This is a genomic window from Streptomyces sp. NPDC091281 (genome assembly GCF_044757425.1).
Classification (GTDB): Bacteria; Actinomycetota; Actinomycetes; order Streptomycetales; family Streptomycetaceae; genus Streptomyces.
In genome coordinates this window covers 122,826-144,786 of record NZ_JBIVUY010000009.1, presented here as the reverse complement: position 1 = coordinate 144,786, position 21,961 = coordinate 122,826, and the positions used below count along the sequence as shown (strand labels likewise).

General features: G+C 75.0%; 22 protein-coding genes. 14 read left to right on the top strand and 8 right to left on the bottom strand.

What is annotated here, in order from left to right; genetic code table 11:
• Positions 1–58 precede the first annotated feature (58 nt).
• Together ACIQPQ_RS23635 and ACIQPQ_RS23630 are read right to left on the bottom strand one after the other, a co-directional pair.
• The gene (locus tag ACIQPQ_RS23635; protein WP_401306705.1) at positions 59–952 is read right to left on the bottom strand and encodes a spherulation-specific family 4 protein; all 894 of its coding nucleotides are present in this window, start codon (positions 950–952) and stop codon (positions 59–61) included.
• Positions 953–1,723: 771 nt separating this feature from the next.
• A complete protein-coding gene (locus tag ACIQPQ_RS23630; RefSeq protein WP_401306702.1) occupies positions 1,724–2,539 on the bottom strand; it encodes a DeoR/GlpR family DNA-binding transcription regulator in 816 nt (271 codons plus the stop codon).
• A 205-nt stretch (positions 2,540–2,744) separates the two neighbouring features.
• On the opposite strand from ACIQPQ_RS23630, the gene ACIQPQ_RS23625 reads away from it, so the two are divergent.
• Positions 2,745–3,320 (top strand): hypothetical protein, encoded by a 576-nt coding sequence (locus ACIQPQ_RS23625; protein ID WP_401306700.1) that lies wholly within the window; start codon positions 2,745–2,747, stop codon positions 3,318–3,320.
• Between the two features lie 47 nt (positions 3,321–3,367).
• Here the strand turns inward: ACIQPQ_RS23625 and ACIQPQ_RS23620 are convergent, their stop codons facing one another.
• Positions 3,368–3,928: a winged helix-turn-helix transcriptional regulator gene (locus tag ACIQPQ_RS23620; RefSeq protein WP_401306697.1), complete on the bottom strand. Its 561-nt coding sequence runs from the start codon at positions 3,926–3,928 to the stop codon at positions 3,368–3,370.
• Between the two features lie 44 nt (positions 3,929–3,972).
• On the bottom strand, positions 3,973–4,911 hold the full coding sequence (locus tag ACIQPQ_RS23615) for an alpha/beta fold hydrolase (RefSeq protein ID WP_401306695.1): 939 nt from the start codon (positions 4,909–4,911) through the stop codon (positions 3,973–3,975).
• A 365-nt stretch (positions 4,912–5,276) separates the two neighbouring features.
• Here ACIQPQ_RS23615 and ACIQPQ_RS23610 point away from each other — a divergent pair, with 365 nt between their 5' ends.
• The 5 genes from ACIQPQ_RS23610 (at position 5,277) to ACIQPQ_RS23590 (ending at position 9,096) form a co-directional block, all read left to right on the top strand.
• On the top strand, positions 5,277–6,053 hold the full coding sequence (locus ACIQPQ_RS23610) for an IclR family transcriptional regulator (protein ID WP_401306693.1): 777 nt from the start codon (positions 5,277–5,279) through the stop codon (positions 6,051–6,053).
• Between the two features lie 150 nt (positions 6,054–6,203).
• Positions 6,204–6,743: a hypothetical protein gene (locus ACIQPQ_RS23605; protein ID WP_401306690.1), complete on the top strand. Its 540-nt coding sequence runs from the start codon at positions 6,204–6,206 to the stop codon at positions 6,741–6,743.
• Positions 6,740–7,297, top strand: coding sequence for a hypothetical protein (locus tag ACIQPQ_RS23600; protein ID WP_401306687.1), 558 nt, complete (start codon positions 6,740–6,742; stop codon positions 7,295–7,297). Before ACIQPQ_RS23605 ends, ACIQPQ_RS23600 begins: the two co-directional genes overlap by 4 nt.
• A gap of 103 nt (positions 7,298–7,400) precedes the next feature.
• Positions 7,401–8,324 carry a hypothetical protein gene (locus tag ACIQPQ_RS23595; RefSeq protein ID WP_401306685.1) on the top strand — a complete coding sequence of 308 codons (924 nt, stop codon included), beginning with the start codon at positions 7,401–7,403 and terminating at the stop codon, positions 8,322–8,324.
• Between the two features lie 187 nt (positions 8,325–8,511).
• Positions 8,512–9,096 (top strand): TetR/AcrR family transcriptional regulator, encoded by a 585-nt coding sequence (locus tag ACIQPQ_RS23590; protein WP_401306682.1) that lies wholly within the window; start codon positions 8,512–8,514, stop codon positions 9,094–9,096.
• Between the two features lie 112 nt (positions 9,097–9,208).
• Here ACIQPQ_RS23590 and ACIQPQ_RS23585 read toward each other — a convergent pair whose 3' ends face one another.
• The gene (locus ACIQPQ_RS23585) at positions 9,209–10,279 is read right to left on the bottom strand and encodes an AraC family transcriptional regulator ligand-binding domain-containing protein (protein ID WP_401306679.1); all 1,071 of its coding nucleotides are present in this window, start codon (positions 10,277–10,279) and stop codon (positions 9,209–9,211) included.
• Positions 10,280–10,639: 360 nt separating this feature from the next.
• On the opposite strand from ACIQPQ_RS23585, the gene ACIQPQ_RS23580 reads away from it, so the two are divergent.
• From ACIQPQ_RS23580 to ACIQPQ_RS23570, 3 genes are all read left to right on the top strand, one after another.
• On the top strand, positions 10,640–11,467 hold the full coding sequence (locus ACIQPQ_RS23580) for a 2,3-dihydro-2,3-dihydroxybenzoate dehydrogenase (RefSeq protein WP_401307172.1): 828 nt from the start codon (positions 10,640–10,642) through the stop codon (positions 11,465–11,467).
• Positions 11,468–11,646: 179 nt separating this feature from the next.
• Positions 11,647–13,380: a (2,3-dihydroxybenzoyl)adenylate synthase gene (locus ACIQPQ_RS23575; protein ID WP_401306676.1), complete on the top strand. Its 1,734-nt coding sequence runs from the start codon at positions 11,647–11,649 to the stop codon at positions 13,378–13,380.
• Positions 13,381–13,395: 15 nt separating this feature from the next.
• A complete protein-coding gene (locus ACIQPQ_RS23570) occupies positions 13,396–14,028 on the top strand; it encodes an isochorismatase family protein (protein WP_401306673.1) in 633 nt (210 codons plus the stop codon).
• 87 nt (positions 14,029–14,115) lie between these two features.
• Here ACIQPQ_RS23570 and ACIQPQ_RS23565 read toward each other — a convergent pair whose 3' ends face one another.
• Positions 14,116–14,847 (bottom strand): isochorismatase family protein, encoded by a 732-nt coding sequence (locus ACIQPQ_RS23565; protein ID WP_401306670.1) that lies wholly within the window; start codon positions 14,845–14,847, stop codon positions 14,116–14,118.
• A gap of 38 nt (positions 14,848–14,885) precedes the next feature.
• A complete protein-coding gene (locus ACIQPQ_RS23560; protein ID WP_401306667.1) occupies positions 14,886–15,593 on the bottom strand; it encodes a DUF2470 domain-containing protein in 708 nt (235 codons plus the stop codon).
• Positions 15,594–16,132: 539 nt separating this feature from the next.
• Between ACIQPQ_RS23560 and argB the strand changes: the two genes are divergently transcribed.
• The 3 genes from argB (at position 16,133) to ACIQPQ_RS23545 (ending at position 19,390) form a co-directional block, all read left to right on the top strand.
• Positions 16,133–17,269, top strand: a complete 1,137-nt coding sequence (gene argB / locus ACIQPQ_RS23555) for an acetylglutamate kinase (RefSeq protein WP_401306664.1) — start codon at positions 16,133–16,135, stop codon at positions 17,267–17,269.
• Positions 17,270–17,449: 180 nt separating this feature from the next.
• Positions 17,450–18,907, top strand: a complete 1,458-nt coding sequence (locus ACIQPQ_RS23550) for a lysine N(6)-hydroxylase/L-ornithine N(5)-oxygenase family protein (RefSeq protein ID WP_401306662.1) — start codon at positions 17,450–17,452, stop codon at positions 18,905–18,907.
• A 273-nt stretch (positions 18,908–19,180) separates the two neighbouring features.
• Complete coding sequence (locus ACIQPQ_RS23545) at positions 19,181–19,390, top strand: MbtH family protein (protein ID WP_383779501.1); 210 nt, start codon at positions 19,181–19,183, stop codon at positions 19,388–19,390.
• Positions 19,391–19,445: 55 nt separating this feature from the next.
• Here the strand turns inward: ACIQPQ_RS23545 and ACIQPQ_RS23540 are convergent, their stop codons facing one another.
• Positions 19,446–20,072 carry a GNAT family N-acetyltransferase gene (locus ACIQPQ_RS23540; RefSeq protein WP_401306659.1) on the bottom strand — a complete coding sequence of 209 codons (627 nt, stop codon included), beginning with the start codon at positions 20,070–20,072 and terminating at the stop codon, positions 19,446–19,448.
• A 136-nt stretch (positions 20,073–20,208) separates the two neighbouring features.
• Between ACIQPQ_RS23540 and ACIQPQ_RS23535 the strand changes: the two genes are divergently transcribed.
• Complete coding sequence (locus tag ACIQPQ_RS23535; protein ID WP_383779504.1) at positions 20,209–20,475, top strand: phosphopantetheine-binding protein; 267 nt, start codon at positions 20,209–20,211, stop codon at positions 20,473–20,475.
• A complete protein-coding gene (entS, locus tag ACIQPQ_RS23530) occupies positions 20,462–21,943 on the top strand; it encodes an enterobactin transporter EntS (RefSeq protein ID WP_401306656.1) in 1,482 nt (493 codons plus the stop codon). Before ACIQPQ_RS23535 ends, entS begins: the two co-directional genes overlap by 14 nt.
• Positions 21,944–21,961 lie beyond the last annotated feature (18 nt).

Genomic DNA, 21,961 nt, shown 5'->3' with positions numbered 1-21,961 from the left:
GGGCGGGGCCGGCCCGGCCGGGGAGCGGCTCGGCCGGGAGGCGGCTCGGTCGGGGCGTTCAGGCGGAGCGGCCCGCCTGGTCGAGCAGGGACTGCCAGTACCCGGCCGGGGGCAGCTGGTCCCAGGGGTTGTCGAGGACGTCGTCGGTGACGTAGACGTGGCCCGCGTTGCGCTCCTTGGACAGGCGGACCGTCTCGGCCAGGCGGCTCTGCGGGGTGGCGTGGACGAGGTGCCAGATCCGGTCGGCGGGCACGCCCGCCTCCCAGGCCTGCGGGCGGTGTCCCTGGTAGGTGTCGGCGGTGCCCTCGAAGGTGACGAGGGTGTCGGCCGTGTCCTTGAAGCACTCCTGGGTGCCGGTGCCGGGGTTGGCGACGACGATCTCGTCGCCCTTGGCCTCGATGTGGTCGCGGAGCTGCCGGTAGCGGTCGGCGTTCACGTTGTTCGTGCCGCACTGGGCAAGGCCCTCGTCGAGGAAGACGCCGTCGAGACCCGCGCCGCCGTAGAGGCTGTACCAGGTGTCGATGTCGGCCTTGATCTGGGTCATCCACGCGGTGGGGTCGGTGGAGCCGGTGCGGGTCGTCATGCCGGTCGTGCCGAGGTAGCCGGTGGGGACGTAGCCGATGACCCGGACGCCCGCCGCGTCCGCCTTGCGCAGGGTGGCGAGGTAGGCGTCGCGCGACGGGGCGTCGGTGTGCGGGCCGTTGTTCGGGTTGGCGACGGTCAGGCCGACCGTGCCGCCGGACTGGATCAGCCGGTCCCACGTGGCGCCGGGATAGAAGTACGACGGGACGGAGACCTTCTGCGCGCCCGCCGCGGCGGCGACGGCGGGCGCGGGGGCGGCGGCCGAGGGGGCGGCGGCCGAGGGGACCGCGGTGACGGTGACGGACACCGCGAGGGCGGCGACCGTGGAGGCGAGGAGTCGGGTGCGGAGGACTCGGGTGGGGAGGCGCATGGGCATTCCTCGATGTGGGGGGGTGATGTGGGGGGGTGAGGAACGGCCGCCGGTCGCGGACGTGGGGGGAGTGTGTCCGCGACCGGCGGTGGGGCGCCCCGCCGCTTCCGAGGGGGGCGCTGTCCGCCGGGCCGCGCGGACGCGGTACCGGCGGTCCTCCGGCCGGGGCCAGTCGGCCGGGAAGTGCCCGACGACGCGCTACCGCAACGGTGGTACGACCGCTGCGACGTGGTGGACACGGGGTCTCACTCGGCTGTGCATGTGACTGACCTCCGTGACCGGTGCGGGCCGTCGGACCCAGGGGGCGGAATCATCCGTCGGTGGGACACGGATGGTCGCCGCGGCGACAGCACTCCATGGGAGCGCTCCCCTGCCCGCTTGGACGCTGAGGCTAGAGACCTGATCCACCCCGCCGCAAGCCCGGTTCCCCGGCCGTGATCGCCAACCGGCCGCTCCGTACAACGTCGTACGACATTTCGGGAGCGCTCTCATCGGTCTGGACAAATCAACCCCGGTCGGATGAGCACGGAGAACGTCGGCGGCCGGTCGGCCGGGGCGGACGGCGGGTGTCCGGTTCACGCCGTCGCGCGATGTCCGACAATCGCCGCTCACCGCACCCGCCGGGAGCGGAATCGGTCCGTCCGTTGTGGGCGGAATCCGCGGTTTCCGCAGCCAGGAGGGGGAGTTGGGGGTTCCGCGCATCTTGTGGGGATGCGGAGGGGGCGGCGGGCCGGGGCGGCTGGAAGTGACCGCCACGCCGACGGCGGGCGGTCACGGGAGGCGGGACGGGACCAGCAGGGTGGTGACGCCGCTCCGGCGGAGCGCGGCCACGAGGTCGCGGTCCGCGTGCGCGTCGGTGACCACCGTGTCGACGCTCCCCGCGTCGGCGATCCGCGCCGACCGCACCCGGCCGAGCTTCGAGCTGTCCGCGACGACGATCCTGCGCCGCGCCCGTTCCAGCATCACGCGGTCGATCTCGGCGCCGCACGCGGTGTGCCGGGTGAGCCCGTGCACGGGACACACCCCGTCCACGCCGAGCACGGCGACGTCGAAGCGGTGGGAGCGCAGGGTCCGCGCGGCGGCCGGGCCGACGAGTTCGTCGGAGAGCGGCCGGGCCACTCCCCCGGTCATCACGACCTTGACCGCCTGCCGGGCCAGCAGGGCCGTCGCCGTGCCGATGGTGTTGGTGACGACCGTGAGGTCGGCGCGGTGGACGAGGCTCCCGGCGACGAACCCGACGGTGCTGCCGCCGCCGAGGGCGATCGTGAGGGGGCGGGCCGGGAGCAGGCTCGCGGCGAGGGCGCCGATCCGGCGCTTGGCCTCGGTGTGCTGGGTACGCCGCAGACCGACCGGCAGTTCCGCGCCCTGGTGGGCGGCGGCGACCCGGCCGTAGGAGCGCCGGACCATGCCCTGCCGCTCCATCGCCGCGAGGTCCCGCCGGACCGTCGCGCCGGAGACGCCCAGCAGGGCGGGGAGCCTGCGCACCTGGAACTCCTGGTGCCCGGCCCCGGCCAGGAGGTTCACGATCGTGGCGATGCGGGCCTCGCGGGTGCGGTCGGTTCTCGGGTCGAGGGTCCGGTCACTCACCGAGGGCTCCGTCGGTCTACGTCAGTTTCCGTCACGGCTCGCTTCAGCCCCCGATCCTGTCGGTCCTGGCGGTCCCTTCCAGACTGGCGGACACCGCGCCCGGCGGGGAACGGGGAAAGTCCCCAGTGGGGTGAGGCGGCGGCAGGTGCCGCACTCACCGGACAGGCGTTCGAGACTGGCGGTTCCGGTCCGCTAATCTCACCGCATGTCACTCAGCGCACCTGATCTCGCCGGATACGTGGACCGCGGGCTCGACGCCGACCTCGCCCGCTGGTTCCCGGACGCGCCGCGCGTGGACCTGCCCGCCGACACGCGCCCGGTCGAGCCGTTCCTCGCCAGGCTGCCGCCCGCCGCCGCGACCGCCCTGGCCGCCCTCGACCGCAGGGCCCGCTCGGGCGCGCTGGCGCAGTTCCTCGACATGTACGACTGGTCGTACGCCTTCGACTTCGCGGAGAACGACTGCCAGGTCCTGGACTCCGACTACGAGACCGAGCTGGACCCCGACGACGTGTGGGCCGTCGGCTGCGACGGCTCGGGGAACTACCACGTGGTGCTGACCGACGGCCGGGTCGCGCTCTGGTCCCACGAGGAGGAGGTCGTGGAGGAGAGCACGCGCTACGACAGCCTGGACGTCTTCGTCTGGTCGGTCGTCCGCTACCAGGCGGTCCGCGCGGGCGTCCTCGACCTCGCCGAGGTGGAGGCGGACTTCCGGTCCCTCGGCCAGGACGGCGTCCTGGAACCGAACCTCGGGCTGCTCGCAGAGCTGAAGTCACGCGGCTGAGGTCACGCGGCTGAGGTCACGCAGCTGAAGGGGGCGTAGGCCTCTCCCTACTGGGTCGTGCCGGGTGCCTCGGCCGGCGTCTCGGCGGGTGCGGGGGGTGTAGCCGGAGCAGGGGTGCCGAAGCGGGCGCGGGCGCGCGGGTGGGTCGCCCGGTCCGCGGGGAAACCGGGGCCGAAGCCGGGCCGTATGGCGTCCGGGCGCAGGGGCTCGCGGCACTCCCCGCAGACGACCTCGGCGTGGACGTCGTGTCCGCACGAGGTGTGACGGAAGGTCACCGGGGGCCCCGCCTCGTCCGCGAGCCAGCGGTCCCCCCAGGCCACCATCGCCATGAGCACGCCGAAGAAGTCGCGGCCCTTCTCGGTGAGTACGTACTCGTGGCGCAGCGGCTCGCTCTGGTACGGCTCCCTGGTGAGCAGGCCGAGTTCGACCAGGCGGCGCAGCCGGTCGGTGAGCGTGCCGCGCGCGATGCCCAGCTCGCCCTGGAAGTCCTCGAACCGCCGGGTGCCGTAGAACGCCTCGCGCAGGACGAGCGGGGTCCACCAGTCGCCCAGCAGGTCGGTGGTGCGGGCGATGGAGCAGGGCCAGCTCTCGAAGGACGTCCGTCGCATGACGTCGAGCGTATAGCGGGGGCGGGGGTGTCTCCCAGGCGTGATCAGCGGTGAGGGCGGTCGGGGTGGCGGGGGTCGGGGTGGCGGGGGTCGTGGGGGTCGTCCGCCGGGCGGTGGTCGATCTTGGTGAGGAAGGCGCGGAGGTGGCCGGTGACGGCGGCGGGCTGTTCGAGGGTGGGGGTGTGTCCGGCGCCGTCGAGGACGGTGAGGCGGGCGTCGGGGAGGCGGGCGGCCAGGCGGCGGCTGTCGTCGACCGGGGTGGACACGTCCTCGGCGCCGACGAGGACGAGGGCGGGCGCGGTGATCCGGGGCAGTTCGGCGGCGACGGACGGATGGTCGGCGACGGCCCGTGCGGCGCGGGCGATGCCGACGCGGTCGCCGCGCCGCAGGTGCCGGTGCCATTCCGCGAGCACCGGCCCGCTCCGCCCGGAGGCCCGGAAGGAGCTGCCGAAGGCGAGGGCGGCGGCCTGCCGCCGTACCGGTGCGGGGCCGACGAGGCGGGAGACCGCGGCGAACTGCCGGAACAGGCGGGCGCGGTGGGCGGGCAGGCCGTCGGCGGTGGTCGCGAGCAGGGTCAGCGACCGCACCCGCTCGGGGTGGCGGGCGGCCAGTCGCAGGCCGACGAAGCCGCCCATCGAGAGGCCCACGAAGTGGACCGGGCCGGTGTCCAGGGCGGTGATGAGGGCCAGGGTGTCCGCGGTGAGGGTGTCCATGTCGTAGCCGCCGGGCGTGGCCGGGCTGTCGCCCTGCCCGCGCCAGTCCGGGCTGACGCAGCGGTAGTCGGCGCGCAGGGCCTCGGTCTGGGGCCGGAACATCCAGCCGCCGAAGAGCAGGCCGTGCCCGAGGACGACGGTCGGCGCGTGCGGGCGGCCGGGGGGTGGGCCGGTGTCGGTGTACGCCAGTGGCACGGGGGCGGTGCAGGTGGCTGCGGCGCTGCCGGTGCCTGTACGCGTGCCGGGCGGGCGGCCGTCGGGGGCGGTCACCGGGAGCCGGTCCGGGCGTGGGGCGCGGGGTCGACGCCCGGTCGCCGGAGCGTGCACGGGGCCATGGTTCTCCTTCGGGCGGGCGGACGGGAGCAGGTGGCGAAGACGGGTTCTCGGGCGGGTGGCGACCCGGACGGCAGGGCACCCGGACAGGTGGCGCCCGGCCGCAGTCCGTGGGGCGGAGTTCTGCCGGGATACCGTGCGCGGGCGGTGCTCCCCGTTCCCGGGGGCGCCGTCCCGCCGTCGCCCCGGTGATGACACGTCGTCCCCGCCCCGGTGTCAACGGCGGGCGCCGGAAACGCCGGTGGCGCGAGGCGAGTGGTCGCGCGGAAGTCCGCCAGGCGGACTCGGACGGAGGTGTCCCCATGGAGGAGTCGCGGTCCCGGCAGGCGACCGGGAAGGTGACGGCGGTGCTGACGGCGCTGGCCCGGGAGGGGGGTGAGGGGAGGCGGCTGCTGGACCTCGCCCGGGAGACCGGCATCGCCCGGCCCACCGTCCACCGCATCCTGAGCGAGCTGACCGAGGCGGGCTTCGTCGAGCAGCGGCCCTCCCGGCGCTACGGCCTGGGCCCGGCGCTCTACGTCCTCGGCCTCGGCGCGCCGTCCCCGGTGCGCGACCCGGACTCCGTACGGGAGATCGCGCGGGACCTGGCCCGGCGTACCGGCGACACGGTGTACGTCGCCGTCCGGCGGCTGGACGGGGTGCATTACCTGATCCGTGCCGACGGCGCGTACCCGGTCCGCGCGGACCTCGTGGAGGTCGGCGAGACCGTGCCGCTCGGGGCGACCTACGCGGGGATCGCGCTGCTGGCCGGGCACGGGCCGGAGGCGGTGGACGCGCGGCTGCGCGCCAACCACGCCCTGCGGCGCACGATGCGGGTGCCGGGCCCGGACCTGGACACCCTGCGCACGGCCGTGGGCCGGCAGCTGGTCCAGGTCCGTGAGTACGGCTACTGCTTCGACCGGGACAGCGTGATGCCCGGGGTGTCCGGCATGGCGGCGCCGGTGCCGACGGCGTCCGGTGAGCCGTATCTCGCGGTGACCCTCTCCGCCGTCACCGACCGGCTGCCCACGAGCCGGGTGCGGGAGCTGGCGCCGCTGCTGACGGCGGCCGCCGCCGCGATGTCCCACGCCACGACGTGACCGCGGCACGGGGCGCGGGGTACAGGGCCCCGGTGTGAATGAGTCTTGTAGATGAACGGTTGAGGTGAGGGGCTTGCTGTAGTAGAAATCTGGGCCACGGGCCGTCCGTCCGGGACGAGGCCGCCGTCCGCCCGACCAAGGAGCCGCACCATGGGGACACCCCTCGCGCCCGACCACGCCCGCTCGCCGGACGGCTCCGTCCCGGCGTCCGCGCGGGCCGCGGACCCGGCGGCCTGGGACGGGGAGACCCGGGCCGTGAACACCATCAAGACCTTCGTCCTGGTCGGGTTCGTCGGCGAGGCGTCGTTCCTCGTCCTCGGTCTGGTGCTCTTCCCCGACCACGGTCCGCTGCTGTGGCGGCTGGTGTGGACGCTGGGCCTGTGCGGCGTCGGGATGGGCGCCGCGGTCGGCGCGCTGACATTCCTCGCCACCGCGCGCCTGACCCCGGGCACGCGGTCCGCGTACGTGACGACCGCGGTGTGCGGCGCCCTGCTCTACAGCGTCTGCCAGACCCTGTGCTGGAGCCTGGACCACAACGTCGGCCTCAACTACTGGGGTTCGCGGGACCTGCCCGAACTGTTCCTCGTCAAGGGCTACGCGGGGGCCGTGCTCGGCGGGGTGTTCGGCGCCTTCCACCTCAACTCCCGCACCGGGGCTGCCCTGATGACGCGGCTCGGGGTCTTTCCGTGAACGGCGGGGCGGGGTACGCGGCGGGCGCCGGGACCGCGATCGGTCTGTCGACGGCGGCGGCGCTCGTCAATCTCGCCCTGTGGCACGGGCCGTTGCTCGCCGCGGCGCACGGAGCGGCGCCGACCGCGCTCCTGGCCGGATGGGTGCTCCTGGCGTGGGGCGCGGCGCCCGGAGCGCTGACGTTCCTGCTGCTGACCCGCCGCCGACGGCGTACGGGGCGTACGGCACCGGACCCGGCGCCTCCCGGAGTGTCACCTACGGCGACTCTGGCGAGTGTCGGCGCGGCCTGGGCGGTCAGTGCCCTGACGTACGCCTTCCTGACGGACCCGACGTTCCGGCACCAGGCGATGAGCGGCCCCGGACACGGACCCGGACCCGCCGCCGGGCACGTCCACGGGGCCGACCCGATCGGCCTGCTGCCCCTGCTCGTTCCCGTCACCTACGCCGTGGTCGGCACGGCGATCCTCCTGTCCCGACCGGCCGCCAGGACCGGCGGACGGTCCGGTGCGGAGGTGGGGTTGTCCCCACCCCCGAGCGGCGGCGCACCCCAGTGACCGGCGGGTGCGCGGCGGGTGAGGATCGGCGGACGGGGGTGCGGCGTCCGCCGGGCGCGGACGCGTGGCCCCGCCCCGTCCGAGCAGAAGGAACAGGAACATCGTGCACCGTCTCGTCTCCCCGTCCCGGTCCGCCGGTCCCCCGGCCCGCGTGCCCGCCGTCCTCGGTGGTCTCGCCGTAGTGCTCCTCGCCGCCTTCGTCCTCGCGCCGGGTCCGCTGGCGTCGATCGGCACGGACGGCTCCTTGGCCGAGCGGGACGGTCTCGTCGCCGCGGTCCGGGAGGTGTTCGTCGGCTACTGGCGGTCGGGCGGCCCGGGGTTCTCCCCGGAGCTGGAGCGGGTGGTGGACTACTGGTTCCGCTACCACGTGGTGAAGGCCGTGCTCGCGGCGCTGCTGCTGGCCGTGTTCGCCGCGCTCGGCACACACCTGTGGCGGGCGTTCCTGCGCGCGGGGGCCGCGGACGCGGACGGCGCCGGGAAGACGGCCGGAGCCACCGTCAGGGGCTCGCGTGCGGGACGGCGGGTGGCCCTCGCGTCAGGCGGAACGCTGGTGACGGGCCTCGGCCTGCTCTCGCTGCTGACGGTGATGGCGAACATCCAGGGCGCGGTGGCCCCCTTCTCGTCCCTCCTCCCCCTGCTGCCACCGGGCGCCCGCGACCGCGAACTGTCCGGCACGGTCGGCGAGGTCCGGCGCGGGCTGGCCGGATCGGCGAGCGAGAGCGGTGCGGCGCGGCCGCCCGCGCTGACCGTGATGGTCGACGACTTCTCCCGGTACCACGTGGCGATGGCCGTGATCGCCGCGGTCGTCGCCCTCGCCCTCGTCGCCCTCACCGTCCGGTTGCTGGTCGCCCGCCGCGGACTGACGGCGGCCCACCCGGCCGACCTGCGGACCCGCCGCCTGCTGACGGTGTCCGTCGCCCTCACGGCGGTGACGGCACTGGCCGTCTCCGTGGTGGTCGCCGCCAACACCACCACCGCGACCGACCCGGCCCCCGCCCTGCTGGCCTTCTTCGACGGCGGCTGGTGACCTCCGGGGGTTTTCCCGTTTCCCGTTCGGCGTCCTGGCGGTCCGTAAGTGGCCGGCCCGACCGGCTATAGAATCTGACATAGAGGATTCGACGGTCCGGAACAGGCCGGAGCGGGCCACCACCGGTCCACGCCGCCCCGTCCGGACCGGCGCCGCGCGGGCGCCGACCGGAGGGAGACAGACGGCGATGCCATCGGCCAGGACGGAGAACGGGCGCTCCAGCAAGCAGCGCATGCTGGACAGCACCGTCGCACTGCTCCAGCAGCACGGCGCGGGAGCGGTGACCGTGGACGCGGTGCTCCAGCACAGCGGGGCGCCGCGCGGCTCGGTCTACCACCACTTCCCCGGCGGCCGGAACGCCCTGCTGCTGGCGGCGATCCGCCAGGCCGGGGACGAGATGTCCGGGGCGATCGAGGCGGTGTGCCGCACCGCCGCACCGCGGGAGGCGCTGGAGCGGGTGGCCTCGCTGTGGCGGCACCGGCTGGCGTCGAGCGAGTTCGGCGCGGGGTGCGCGATCGTCGCCGCCGTCGTCGACAACCGCGCCAACCTGCCGGAGGCGGACCACGCGATCCAGGAGATCTTCACGCGCTGGCAGTCGGCTTTCGCCGACCTCCTCGTCCGCAGCGGCTACGACGAGGGCCGGGCGGGACGGCTGGCCACGATGACCGTCGCGGCGGTCGAGGGAGCGGTCGTCCTGTGCCGCGCCCAGCACAGCACGGAGCCCCTGGACGACGTCCTCGCCGAGCTGGCCCTGCTCCTCGACCGCGCCTGACGAACCGGCTCTGCCGGGCAGGGCGGTGCGGCATGCCGGCCGTCACGCTCGCATGGTTCGAACGGTACGGCGCGGTTCTCCGGGCGGGCAGCGCGAGGACGTCCGCACCAGGTCAGGAGACCCGCCGCCCGTCCGCCCGCTCCCCCGGTCCGCCGCGCGCCGTGGGCCTGCGCCAGCCCTCGCGGTAGGCGCCGGGGGTGAGGCCCTCCCAGCGGGTGAAGGCGCGGACCAGGGCGGCGGGGCTGCCCAGGCCGGTGCGGCGGGCGACGCCGGTCAGGGTCATGTCCGTCGTCCGGAGCAGGAGCGCGGCCCGTTCGTGGCGGGCGGTGTCCAGCAACTCCCGCCAGCTGGTGCCCTCTTCGCCGAGGACGCGGCGCAGGGTGCGTTCGCTGACGTGCCGGGCCGCGGCGGCGTCGGCGGCGCGGACCTCGCGCAGGTCGCCGCGGCCGAGCCAGCGGCTCACGGACAGGCGGACCGAGCCGGAGACGGCGAGTTCGGCGAGCAGCCGGTCGGCGTGCTCGCGGTGCAGCGAGGCGAGGAGGCCGTCGCCGACCGAGCGCGTCAGGTCGAGGTCTGCGGTGCGGACCACGACCTCGTCGACGTCCGCGCCGAACACGACGGCGCAGCCCAGCGCCCGTTCGTAGTCGGCGACCGTACCGGCGCACGGGTGGGTGAAGTGCACGGCCTCGGGCACCCAGCCGGGGCCCGCGACCCAGCCGCCCGCGGTGACGACGCCCGCCAGGACCGCCTCGACCTGCGGGGGGACCATGGGCCGGGCCGCCTCGACCGGGCGGTACACCAGCCGGGACAGGGCGGGCCCGCGCCGGAAGGTCACCTCTCCGGCCTCGCTGACCAGTGCGTGGTACTCGACCGCGAGGGCGGCGGCGTCGGCGAGGGTCGCGCAGTCGAGCAGCAGGTGGCCGAGGACGTGGAAGGCGCTCGGCCGGATGCCGAGGCCCACGGAGAGCCCGGTCCGGGCGTCGTCCGCGTGGTCCAGGACCTCCGCCCAGAGGCTCTGCACGTCCGAGAGGTCCAGCCGGTGGTGGGGCGGGACGGGGGCACCGTCGTGGCGGTCCGCGGTCAACAGGCTTCCGGAGGAGCGGGCTGACGATCGGTCGGCGGCGCGCTGGGCCACGGCGCGCGCGTAACTCGCGGCGACGGTGGGCCGGGAACGGTCGTGCACGCGCACCAGTGAACTCCCGGCGACCGGGGGGAGTCAACGGCGGGCGGGCCGCGGGGCGGGGGCCGGAATCCGGGCGGGTGGGGACGGAGTGGGGCGATGGTGGCGACCGCGCCGCGCCGCCTATATGGTTAGGCTTACCTAAGTAGCGTCGGCCGGTGTGTGGCCCGGCGCTCCGGGCCCTTCCGTCCTGCGGGCCCGTTCGCCGACCCCACGGAGATTCCAGGCCATGACGCCGCCCCGCACCACCGCACGCCCCGCGCGCCGTCCCGGCGCGGCCGCCCGGAAGAGCACCGGCGCGTGAGCGCCGGGCAGGACCGCGCCACCCCTGAGGGAGCGGGCGGACACGGCGACGAAAACCGTGTGGGCGTCGCGGGCGGCCGCGAGGGCGGCGGGTCGGGTACCGAGCAGGATCTCGCCGGGCGGTTCGCCCTGGTCACCGGGGCGGGGCGGGGGATCGGCGCGGCCGTGACGGACGCGCTCGTGGCACGCGGGGCGCGGGTCCTCGCCACCGATCTGGACGCCACGGCCGTGAAGGCGGCGGCCGACCGGCACGGCGACCGGGTCGTCGCCGGTGCCCTGGACGTGACGGACGCGGCGGCGGTGGAGCGGACGGTCGCGGACGCGGAGCGCGCGATCGGCCCCCTGGACATCGCGGTCAATGTGGCCGGAATTCTGCGCGGCGCCCGGGTCGTCGACCTGGACGACGCCGACTGGGCGGGCGTGTTCGCCGTCAACACGGACGGTGTCTTCCACGTCTCGCGGGCCGTCGCGCGCCGGATGACCGCGCGCGGGCGGGGCAGCATCGTCACCGTCGCCTCCAACGCGGCCGGTGTCCCCCGCGCCGGGATGGCCGCCTACGCCGCCTCCAAGGCCGCCGCCGTCATGTTCACCAAGTGTCTCGGCCTGGAGGTCGCCCCGTACGGCGTGCGGTGCAACACCGTCTCCCCCGGCTCGACCCTCACCGACATGCAGCGCGCGATGTGGGACCGGTCCCCCGGCGGCCCCGAGGCCGGGCAACGCGCCGTCATCGAGGGCGACCTGGCCGCGTACCGGACCGGCATCCCGCTCGGCCGGATCGCCGAGCCCGCCGACGTCGCGGACGCCGTCGCCTTCCTGGTCTCCGACCGCGCCCGGCACATCACCCTCCACGACCTGTACGTCGACGGGGGCGCGACCCTGCGGGCCTGAACGGGAGCGCGACCCGGCGGGCGTGACCGGCCGGGCGCGACCGGCGGCCCGCCCGACGGGCCGGCGCCCCGCGGTGTCCGCGTCCGTGTCGCCGCGTCAGCTCTCGCGCTCCGCCTCCCCTTCTCCTCTCGCCCCCTGCCCCTTCCCCGGCCCCTTCTCTCTTCTCCCGGAGCCTCGCCGTGACCCTCACCCCGACTCCCGCCGAACCGACGCCCGCCGAGGGCCGCGCCCCGGACCCGGACGGCGCCGCCGCCGCTGACGCCCTCACCCCCGGCACGGACGCGCCCACCTGGCCCGCGAAGTTCGCGGAGCGCTACCGCGCGGCGGGGCACTGGCGCGGGGAGACCTTCGGCGGCATCCTGCGCGAGCGGGCCGCCGCGCACCCCGACCGGATCGCCCTGGTCGACCCGGCGCCCGAGCGTCGCACCTGGACGTACCGCCAACTGGACGAGGCCGCCGACCGGTTGGCCGCCGGGTTCGCGGCGCGCGGTATCGGCCGCGGCGACCGGGTGGTCGTCCAGCTGCCCAACGTGGGCGAGTTCGCCGAGGTCGTGTTCGCGCTGTTCCGGATCGGCGCGCTGCCCGTCTACGCGCTGCCCGCCCACCGGGACACCGAGATCGGTCACTTCTGCGCCTTCACGGAGGCCGTCGCCTACGTCGTCCCCGACGTGCACGCGGGCTTCGACCACCGGGTCCTCGCCGGCAAGGTCCAGGAGGCGACGCCTTCCCTGCGGGAGGTGTTCGTGGTCGGCGACCCGGGTCCGCACACCGCGCTCGCCGACGTGCCCCTCGACCCGGCGGGCACCGCGCGGTGGGCGGCGTCGGCGGCCGGACCGCTCCCCCACGAACTGGCCTTCCTCCAGCTGTCCGGCGGCACGACCGGCGTGTCCAAGCTGATCCCGCGCACCCACGACGACTACGTCTACTCGCTGCGCGGCTCGAACGAGATCTGCGGCGTCGACGCGGACACCCGCTTCCTCGTCGTCCTGCCCGCCGCCCACAACTTCCCGATGAGTTCCCCGGGTTGGCTGGGCGCCCTGTACGCGGGCGGTACGGCGGTGCTGTGCCCGAAGCCGGACCCGGCGACCGCGTTCGCGCTGATCGAGCGGGAGCGGGTCACCATGACCGGACTCGTGCCGCCGCTGGCGCTGGTGTGGACGGAGGCCGCGGCGCGCGGCGAACACGACCTGTCCAGCCTGGAGTTGGTCCTGGTGGGCGGCGCCAAGTACAGCGAAGCGGCGGCACGCAGGCTGGAGCCCGCGCTGGGCTGCCGCCTGATGCAGGTGTTCGGCATGGCCGAGGGGCTGGTCAACTACACGCGGCTGGACGACGATCCGGAGACGGTCGTCACCTCGCAGGGCCGCCCGATCTCCCCGGACGACGAGATCCGGATCGTGGACGACGCCGGACAGGACGTCGAGGACGGCGCGTTCGGGCATCTGCTCACCCGCGGCCCGTACACCATCCGCGGCTACTGGCGGGCACCGGAGCACAACCGGACCGCGTTCACCGACGACGGCTTCTACCGCACCGGGGACATCGTGCGGCGGCTGCCGGGCGGGCATCTCGTGGTGGAGGGCCGGGCCAAGGACCAGATCAACCGGGGCGGCGAGAAGATCGCCCCCGAGGAGATCGAGAACATCGTCCTCGCCCACCCGGCCGTGCACGACGTGTCGTTGGTGGCGGTCCCGGACGAGTACCTCGGCGAGCGGACCCTCGCCCACGTGATCCTGCGGGAGGGCGCAGGTCTGGTGAAGGCCACCGAGATCAAGCGGTTCGTCCGCGAGCGCGGCGTCGCCGCCTTCAAGGTCCCCGACGTCGTCCGGTTCGTCGACGCGTTCCCGCAGACCGGGATCGGCAAGGTCAGCAAGAAGGGGCTGCGGTCCGCCGCGGACTCCGCCGAGCAGCACTGAAAGGCCCACTCCGCCATGGCACTTCCGAAGATCGCCGCCTATCCGGTCCCGGACGCGGACCGGCTGCCCGCCAACCGCGTCGCCTGGACCGTGGACCCGGCGCGCGCCGTGCTGCTGGTGCACGACCTCCAGCAGCACTTCCTGTCCGCGTTCCCGGCGGGCGAGCAGCCGCTGACGGGGATGCTCGCCAACACCGCCCGCCTGCTGAAGGAGGCGCGCGGCAACGGCGTTCCGGTGGTGTACTCCGTGCAGCGCGGCGGGCAGACGCCCGAGGAGCGCGGGCTGCAACTCGACTTCTGGGGGCCGGGGGTCGCGGACGATCCGGCGATGCTGGCCGTGCCGGACGAGGTCGCGCCGGAGCCCGGGGACGTCCTGCTGACGAAGTGGAAGTACAGCGCGTTCGTCCGCACCGACCTCGCGGAGCGGATGCGGGCATGGGGGCGGGACCAGCTCGTCGTCGTCGGGGTGTACGCGCACATCGGCGTGCTGATGACGGCCGCCGACGCGTGGATGCGGGACATCCAGGCGTTCGTGGTGGCCGACGCCGTCGCGGACTTCTCCCGCGAGGAGCACGAGACGGCGCTGCGCTGGGCGGCGGGCCGGTGCGCCGTGGTCACCACCACGGACGCACTCCTCCCCCTGGGCTGACACCACGTCACGTGCACGGTGCCTCGACCGGCCGCCGAGCTGACACTCCGTCACCTATGCCAGGTCGCCTTCGTCAGGGCGCCTTCCCTACGTCGCCTTCGCCGTGTCGGCGGACCGCGCGGCGGCGAAGGCGCTGGTCACGGCGTCCGTGCCGACGATGCGGGCGCAGGTGGCGGCGAGCCAGTCGAGGGCGGCGACGTGGTCGTCGGCCGTCCGGTCGACGACGGCGTCGCCGACGACGAAGGGCCGCAGGTCCTGCATCCAGGCGTCGGCGGCGGTGAGCAGCACGTCGGTGCGCGCGGCGCCGCCGGTGAGGATGACCTGGTCGCGGCCCAGTTCCTTCAGGCGTGCCCGCAGCCGGGTCCCGACGAAGGCGCTGCACCGCTTGGCGGCGAGGACGCTGTCCCCGGCCTGCGGCAGGACGGCCTCCGCGACCGCGCGGGCCTCGGCCTCACCCGTCGGCGGCTCCAGGAGCAGCCGGCCGGGTCCACCGGGCCGCCCCGCGGAGCCGGCCGGGTCCTCGGGGTGCCCCGGCACGCGTACGACGTACACGACGGGTACGCCCGCGTCGCGGGCGGCGCCGATCAACCGGGCGGCGTGGGTGAGGAGTTCGTCCACCGGCGCGCGGTGCTCCAGCGCGGTCAGGAGGTGGCGCTGCACCTGCTGCACGACGAGGGCCGCGCGGTGGGGGTGGATGCCCCACGGCGGCCCGTCGGCGTCCGTCGGCGCGACGGCGGGCATCGGGTACGGGGCGTGCGGGCGGTGGGGGGCGGCGGGCGTGGGCGCCTGCGGGTGCGGCGTCAGGGGGTTCGGCGTCATCGGGCTCGGCGTTTCTCGGTCGGGGCGAGGGCGGCGGCTCAGGTCAGCAGGTGACCGGCGTGCGATCGGCGGCGGGCCGCGGCCAGGAGGGCGTGGATCTGGGGACCGACGTGGTCGACGTGGCGTACGGGCGTGCCGAAGGGCAGCCGGACGTCGCGGTGGGTACGGGGGTGTTCGAGGCGCAGGGTGAGGCCGTAGCGGTCGACGGCCAGCGGCAGGACGCGCAGCAGGTCCTCGTCCGGGAGCGGGCGGGCGAGCCGCAGCAGCAGCGGGACCAGGGCGCCGTGGTCGTCGATCAGATGGGTGAGCATGGCGGCCTCGCAGGTCGCGAGCGGGTCGGGCTCGGCCGCCTCCAGCTCCGCGAGGCCGACGTACGCGCGTCCGTCGGCGTTCTCCAGCACGGCCTGGCCGAACTCCACGCACGTGCTCTCGCCGGGCGTGGGGTCGTGCGGGGTGGCGAGCACCCCGGTCAGGGTGAGGCGGGCGCGCAGCCGGTCCCGTACGGGGGTGGGGGCGATGTCGGTGAACTCCAGCCGTACGGGGACGCGTCGGCTCTCGGGCGCGGCGGTGCCGTCCTCGCACGGGGCGTGCAGGTGGAAGTGGCCCATGGCGCCGTCGCCGTCGAGCCGGCGCACCTCGGTGTGCCGTCCGTCGCTCACGACGGTCATCGAGTGGGCGGCGGCGAGGATCGAGCGGACCCGCTCGGCGGCCGTCGGCGCGCTGGGACGTGCAGGGGAACGACGCATCAGGACCCTCCCACCACTGGAATTTAGGTTTGCCTAACCTAACTTATTTCACGTCCTGATGACCAGACGTCACTTCCACGTCAACCACGCGCCGCCGTGGCCGGGTTGCGCGGAAGGTAAGGTTACCCTTACCTTACCTATGTTCCGGGTCGGTCTGTCCGACCCCACGACCCCGGGGGATGGCGTGCCACAGAGCGCGGTGCGGACGACGCTCACGACGCGACCGACACGACCGACGCGACCCGTTCGAAGGGTCCGGGCGACTCCGGCCGGGGGATAGCTCCGGGCCCGCGGCAGGACCGCGGCCCTCCGGCACGCCCCCGCCCCGCGCATCCCACCCGTACGACCGCGCAGGCACCCCCGCCTGTCCACCCACCGCGCCCACCGACCGTGCCCACCGACCGTGCCCGGCAACGGAGTCGGCGCACCGGACAGCCGCGCCCCGCACACGACCCCACACGGATTCCGACCGGAATCCCGGCGAAGGGACGAACACCGCGATGACGTCGACCAGCGACTCGGCGGATCATTCTGCACCCGTGCCCACGACCCCACCCGCGCCCGCATCCGGGGGCGCGTCGGGGGCGGGGAGCGGCTCCACGTCCGTGGGCAAGGTGCCACCCCCACGCCGGGCCGGTTCCCCCGCGAGAGGGGTCGGCGGGCCCGCGGGCCGCACACCCCACGCCCCCTCGGCGGCCGCGGTCGCGGAGGGGCTGGAGCGGTACCGGGGGCGGACCGTCGTCGTGAAGTTCGGCGGGAACGCGATGATCGACGACGCGCTGAAGCGCGCCTTCGCCGAGGACGTCGTCGCGCTGCGCGCGGCGGGCGCGCACCCGGTCGTGGTGCACGGCGGCGGACCGCAGATCAGCGCCCTCCTCACCCGGCTCGACCTGGAGGTCCGGTTCACCGCCGGACTGCGGGTCACGACACCCGAGGTGCTGGACGTGGCGCGGATGGTGCTGGCCGGTCAGGTCCAGCGGGAGATCGTCGGCCTCATCAACGCGCACGGACCCCTGGCCGTCGGCATGACCGGCGAGGACGCCCACACCCTCACCGCCGTGCGCCGACCCGCCTGGGTGAACGGCGAACCGGTGGACATCGGCCTGGTCGGCGACGTCGTACGGGTCGAACCGGGCACCGTCCGCGCCCTGCTCGACCAGGGCCGCGTCCCGGTCGTGTCACCGCTGGCGCGGGGCGCCGACGGCGAGGTCTACAACATCAACGCCGATCTCGCGGCGGCGGCCCTGGCGGGCGCGCTGGACGCGGAGAAACTGGTCATGCTGACCGACGTCGCCGGGCTCTACGCCGACTGGCCCGCGAGCACCGACGTCGTCGAGCGGCTCACCGCATCCGAACTGGAGGCGCTGCTGCCGGGGTTGGCGGGGGGCATGGTCCCCAAGATGGAGGGCTGCCTGCGGGCCGTACGGGACGGGGTGCGGGCCGCGCACGTCATCGACGGACGGGTGCCGCACGCCCTCCTGACCGACGTCTTCGGCGTCGGGACCGCCGACGGGACCGGCCCCGGAGCGGACGCCCCGGACACCCTGGGCGGTCCGGACACCCTGGACGCTCCGGGCGGGCCGGGTGTCCCGCCCTCGACGGCGCGCGGCACGGGGACGACCGTGACCCCGGACCCCGTCGCGGCTCCTCTCACGGACGTCTGCGTCGGCTCCTGAAAGCTCATCAGCGCCTGTTTCAGGGGCAGTTGGGGCGGGACGCCCCCGACCGGCACCCTTCAGGCCCTTCGGGCGGACGGGGCGGACTTGACACCCTTTCCCTCCATAAGAAATCTTAGGCAAGCCTTACCTAAGTAGGGTTTGGCGCGGTCCGGGCCAGGACCTGAACAAAGGACGAGCATGTCAGCAGGGCAGTCAGACGCGGGCCGGTACGACGAGCAGCCGCCCCACGACCTGGTCGGCATAGGCTTCGGGCCCGCCAACCTCGCACTGGCCATCGCGATCGAGGAGCACAACGCCCGGCGCGGGCCCGGCGGCGCGCTGCGGACGGCGTTCACGGAGCGCCAGCCGGAGTTCGGCTGGCACCAGGGCATGCTGCTCGACGGCGCGACCATGCAGGTGTCGTTCCTCAAGGACCTGGCCACGATGCGCGACCCGGGCAGCCGCTTCACGTTCCTGCGCTATCTGCACGAGCGCGGACGGCTCGCCGACTTCATCAACCAGAAGTCGTTCTTCCCGACCCGCGTCGAGTTCCACGACTACTTCCGCTGGTGCGCCGCCATGGTGACCGACCAGGTCCGCTACGGCCGCGAGGCCCACGCGGTCCGGGCGGTGGCCGCCGACGGCCCCGCCGACATCCTGGAGGTCGCGACCCGCCCCGCCCCGGACGCGTCCGGCGCCGCATCGATCCTGCGCGCCCGCAACATCGTGGTGGGGACCGGACTGCTGCCCCGCGTGCCGGAGGGCGTCACCACCGGCGCGCACGTGTGGCACAGCCGCGACCTGCTGTTCCGCGCCGCCGACCTCACCGACCGCCCGCACCGCCGGTTCGTCGTCGTCGGCGCGGGCCAGTCGGCCGCCGAGACCGCCGAGTTCCTGCACCGTGCATTCCCCGACGCGGAGGTCTGCGCGGTGTTCAGCCGCTACGGCTACAGCCCCGCCGACGACAGCCCGTTCGCCAACCGGATCTTCGACCCGGCCGCCGTGGACGACTTCTACGAGGCCCCCGACGACGTCAAGCGGACCCTCCTCGACTACCACGCGAACACCAACTACGCGGTGGTGGACGGCGATCTGATCGAGCAGCTCTACCGGACCGTCTACCAGGAGAAGGTGGCGGGCACCGAGCGGCTGCGCATCCTCAACACCACCGCCCTCACCGCCGTCGAGCAACTCCCCGACGGCGCGCGGGTGGTGCTGCGTCCGCTGATCTCGGGCGAGGCGTACACCCTCGACTGCGACGCCGTGGTCCTCGCCACCGGCTACCGGCCGTCCGACCCGCGCGACCTCCTCGGCCCGCTCGCGGACGAGTGTCTGACGGACGGTCAGGGACGCCTGGTCATCGGGCGCGACCACCGGATCGCCACCACGTCGCGGGTGCGCGCCGGGATCTACGTGCAGGGCGCCGTCACCGAGCACTCGCACGGCATCACGTCCTCCCTGCTGTCCACGCTGGCCGTGCGGGCGGGCGAGATCTGCGACGCCCTGCTGCTGGACCGGGCCGGACGGGACGTGGCGGCGGACGCCGGGACGTCCCGGAACGCCGCGTCCGGAGACCCCGCGGCCGGAGACCCCGTGAACGGGGACGCCGTGGCCGGGGCCTCCGCTTCCGACGGCCTCGCCGTACCGGCCGCGTGACCGGCGTCCACGGCACCCGCCGCGCCCCACCGGGCGCGCCGCCGCGCCGACCCCGTATCTGCCACTGTCCCCCGGCCACCGGCCGGACGACCGCGACCGCCACCGTCTGACCGCGTCCCGTACGGGGCCCTCCACGACCCGGGCCGGCCGCCGGGCATCCACCGATGCCCCGCGCGGCACGACCGGTACCGGCGGGCCCCGCATCGGCGTGCCCCGCACCCGCCCTCCGCCACCCCACCACCCTCACCCGCACGCACACCAAGGAGTACGACCATGGCCGCGACCAACCCCTTCGAGGACGACGACGCCCGCTACCTCGTCCTGGTCAACGAGGAGAACCAGCACTCGCTGTGGCCCGCCTTCGCCGAGGTCCCCGCGGGCTGGACCGCCGTCCACGGCGAGGACTCCCGGCAGGGCTGCCTCGCCTACGTCGACGAGCACTGGACCGACATGCGCCCGGCGAGCCTCGTGGCCCGCTCCTGACGCGCCGTGCGGGGGCCGCGCGGCCCCCGCACGCGGCACCCCGCGGTGCGCCTCCTCAGAGCGTCCGGCGCAGGACGTGCGACCCCGTACGGGGGTTCAGCGCGGCCGGCCAGGCGGCGGGGTCGGGCACCTCGGTGAACCCGTGGCGCAGGAACAGGGCCGCGTCACCGCTGGTCGCGGTGTACAGCGTGCCCACGGCGCGGTCCGCCGCCTCGGCGAGCAGCGCGCCGAGCAGGGCCGAGCCGACCCCGCGCCCCTGACTGGCCGCCGCCACACAGAAGTTGTAGACGACCGCGACGCTCGTCGGGACCGGTCCGTCCGGTGCGCAGGGGCCTTCCGGCGCACCGGGGACGGCCGGTACGTCAGGTCCTTCCGGTCCGTCCGGTCCGTCCGGTCCGGGAAGGCGCCGCAGGCCCACGCAGCCCGCGACGCCACCCCCGGTCGACTCCGCGACCAGGAAGTCGCGGACGTCCCGGACGTACTGCCCGTACGGGCGTTCGCGCAGCTCTCCCGTGCGCGCGAACGCCCGCGACAGGCCGTACAGCGCCGCGACGTCGGCGGGCCCGGCGGCCCGGACGACGACGGCGTGCGGGCGCGGCTGCGGCGTACCGGCGGACTTCGCGCGCGCGGGGGACGGGACGGGCGCGGACCGGAGTCCTGGACGGGGGATCACCGTGGTCATCGGTCTCTCACTCGGGGGGTCGGCGGGGCCCGCCGTGAACGGCGGGGCGGGTGCCCGGACTTGACCCGGGCAAGAATAGATTGTTAGGTAAGGCTTACCTAACCAGACATCATTCGTGATCAGGAGCCGACGCGACATGACCGACACATCCAGACCTCAGCCCTTCACCCTGGAGCGGGTGCGCAAGGACGTGGCCGAGGTGCTCTACGTCGAGACCGACGAGGTCGAGGTCGACGAGAACGTGTTCGACCAGGGGCTCGACTCCGTACGGATGATGACGCTGGTGGAGGGGTGGCGGGCGGACGGCGCCGAGGCCGGTTTCGCCGAGCTGGCCGAGCGGCCCACCCTGACCGCGTGGGTCACGCTGCTCGCCCCGGCCGGAGCCCCGCATGCGCGTGCGTGAGCTGCTGCTCGACATCGAACCCCTGCGTGCCAGCAGGGACTTCAGGGCCATCTTCGTCGCGCGCGTGGTGTCGCTGTTCGGCCTGGGCATGGCCACGGTGGCCCTGTCCTCCCAGGTGTACGACCTCACCGAGTCCACGTTCCAGGTCGCCGCGGTCAGCATGATCATGAGTGTGTCGGTGCTGCTGGGCTCGCTGTGGGGCGGCTGGATGGCCGACCGCGCGGACCGCCGCCGTCTGATCATCACCGCGCGCGCGGTCGCCGCGGTCGCCTTCGCCGGACTCGCCGCCAACGCCTTCACCGACGACCCCGGCCTCGCGGCGATCTACGCCTGTGTCGCCGTGGACGGTCTGGCGACCGGCGTCAGCGTCACCGCCCTGATGGCGGTGGCCCCGACCCTGGTGCGGCCGGACCAGCTCCCGGCGGCGGGCGCCCTGATCGCCTTCACCGGCGAGATCGGCTCGATCGGCGCCCCGTTCCTCGGCGGTGTGCTCCTCGCCGCCACCGGCCCCGGCCCGGTCTTCGCCCTCACCGCCGCCACCACCGGCGTGACCACCCTGCTCCTGCTGCGTCTGCGCCCCCTGCCGCCCGTCCCCGCCGAGGACGACGACGAAGGCGCAGGCGAAGACGGCGGGCGTGGCGAGGGCAAGGACGACGGCTCCCCGCTGGTCGCGTTCCGGTTCGCCCGGCGCAACCCGGTCGTGGGCTCCCTCCTCGCCCTGGGCGGGGTCACCGTGCTGTTCAACCTGCCGGTGGTGCTCTTCCCCGAGCTGGTCGCGACCCGCTTCGGCGGCAGCGACGTCGTGCTCGGTCTGCTCTACAGCGCGCCCGCCGTGGGCGCCGTCCTGATCTCCGCGACCAGCGGCTGGATCACGCGGGCGACCCGGCCCGGACGGCTGCTGCTGACGGCCGCGTTCACCGGCGGCCTCGCCACCGTCGGCTTCGGGCTGAGCGGCGAGATCTGGATCGCCGTCCTGGCGCTGGCGGTCGGCGGCGCGGCGGGCACGGTGTACGAGATCCTGGAGTACGCCCTCGTCCAGCACAACACCCCCGACCATCTGCGGGGCCGCATGGTGGGCGTGCTCAGCGCGCAGGGCACCACGGGCGATGTCCTCGGTGACGTCGAAGTCGCCCTGATCGCCCGCTGGTTCAACCCCGCGGGCGCGGCCGTCGTCAACGGCGCGGTGTGCGCGGTCGCGGCGGCGCTCGTCGCCGTCCTGGTGCCGGGTCTGCGGCACGCGACCCTGCCCCGCGACGACGAGGACGACGACGCGCACGAGGCCGGGGGCCCCGACGAGCGGTCCGGTCCCGGCACGCCCGCCCCCGCCGCGGCTGCCGCCGCCCCCTCCGCCGCTGCCCCCTCCGCCGCTACCGCCGCCGCTGCCGCGAAGAGCGGCCCGTCGGCGGGCCAGGACACCGCGTGTCCGGGCACCGGCCCCGAGCGGGACGCCCCGGCCGCCACCGCCTGAGCCGGCCCCGCGTCGCCC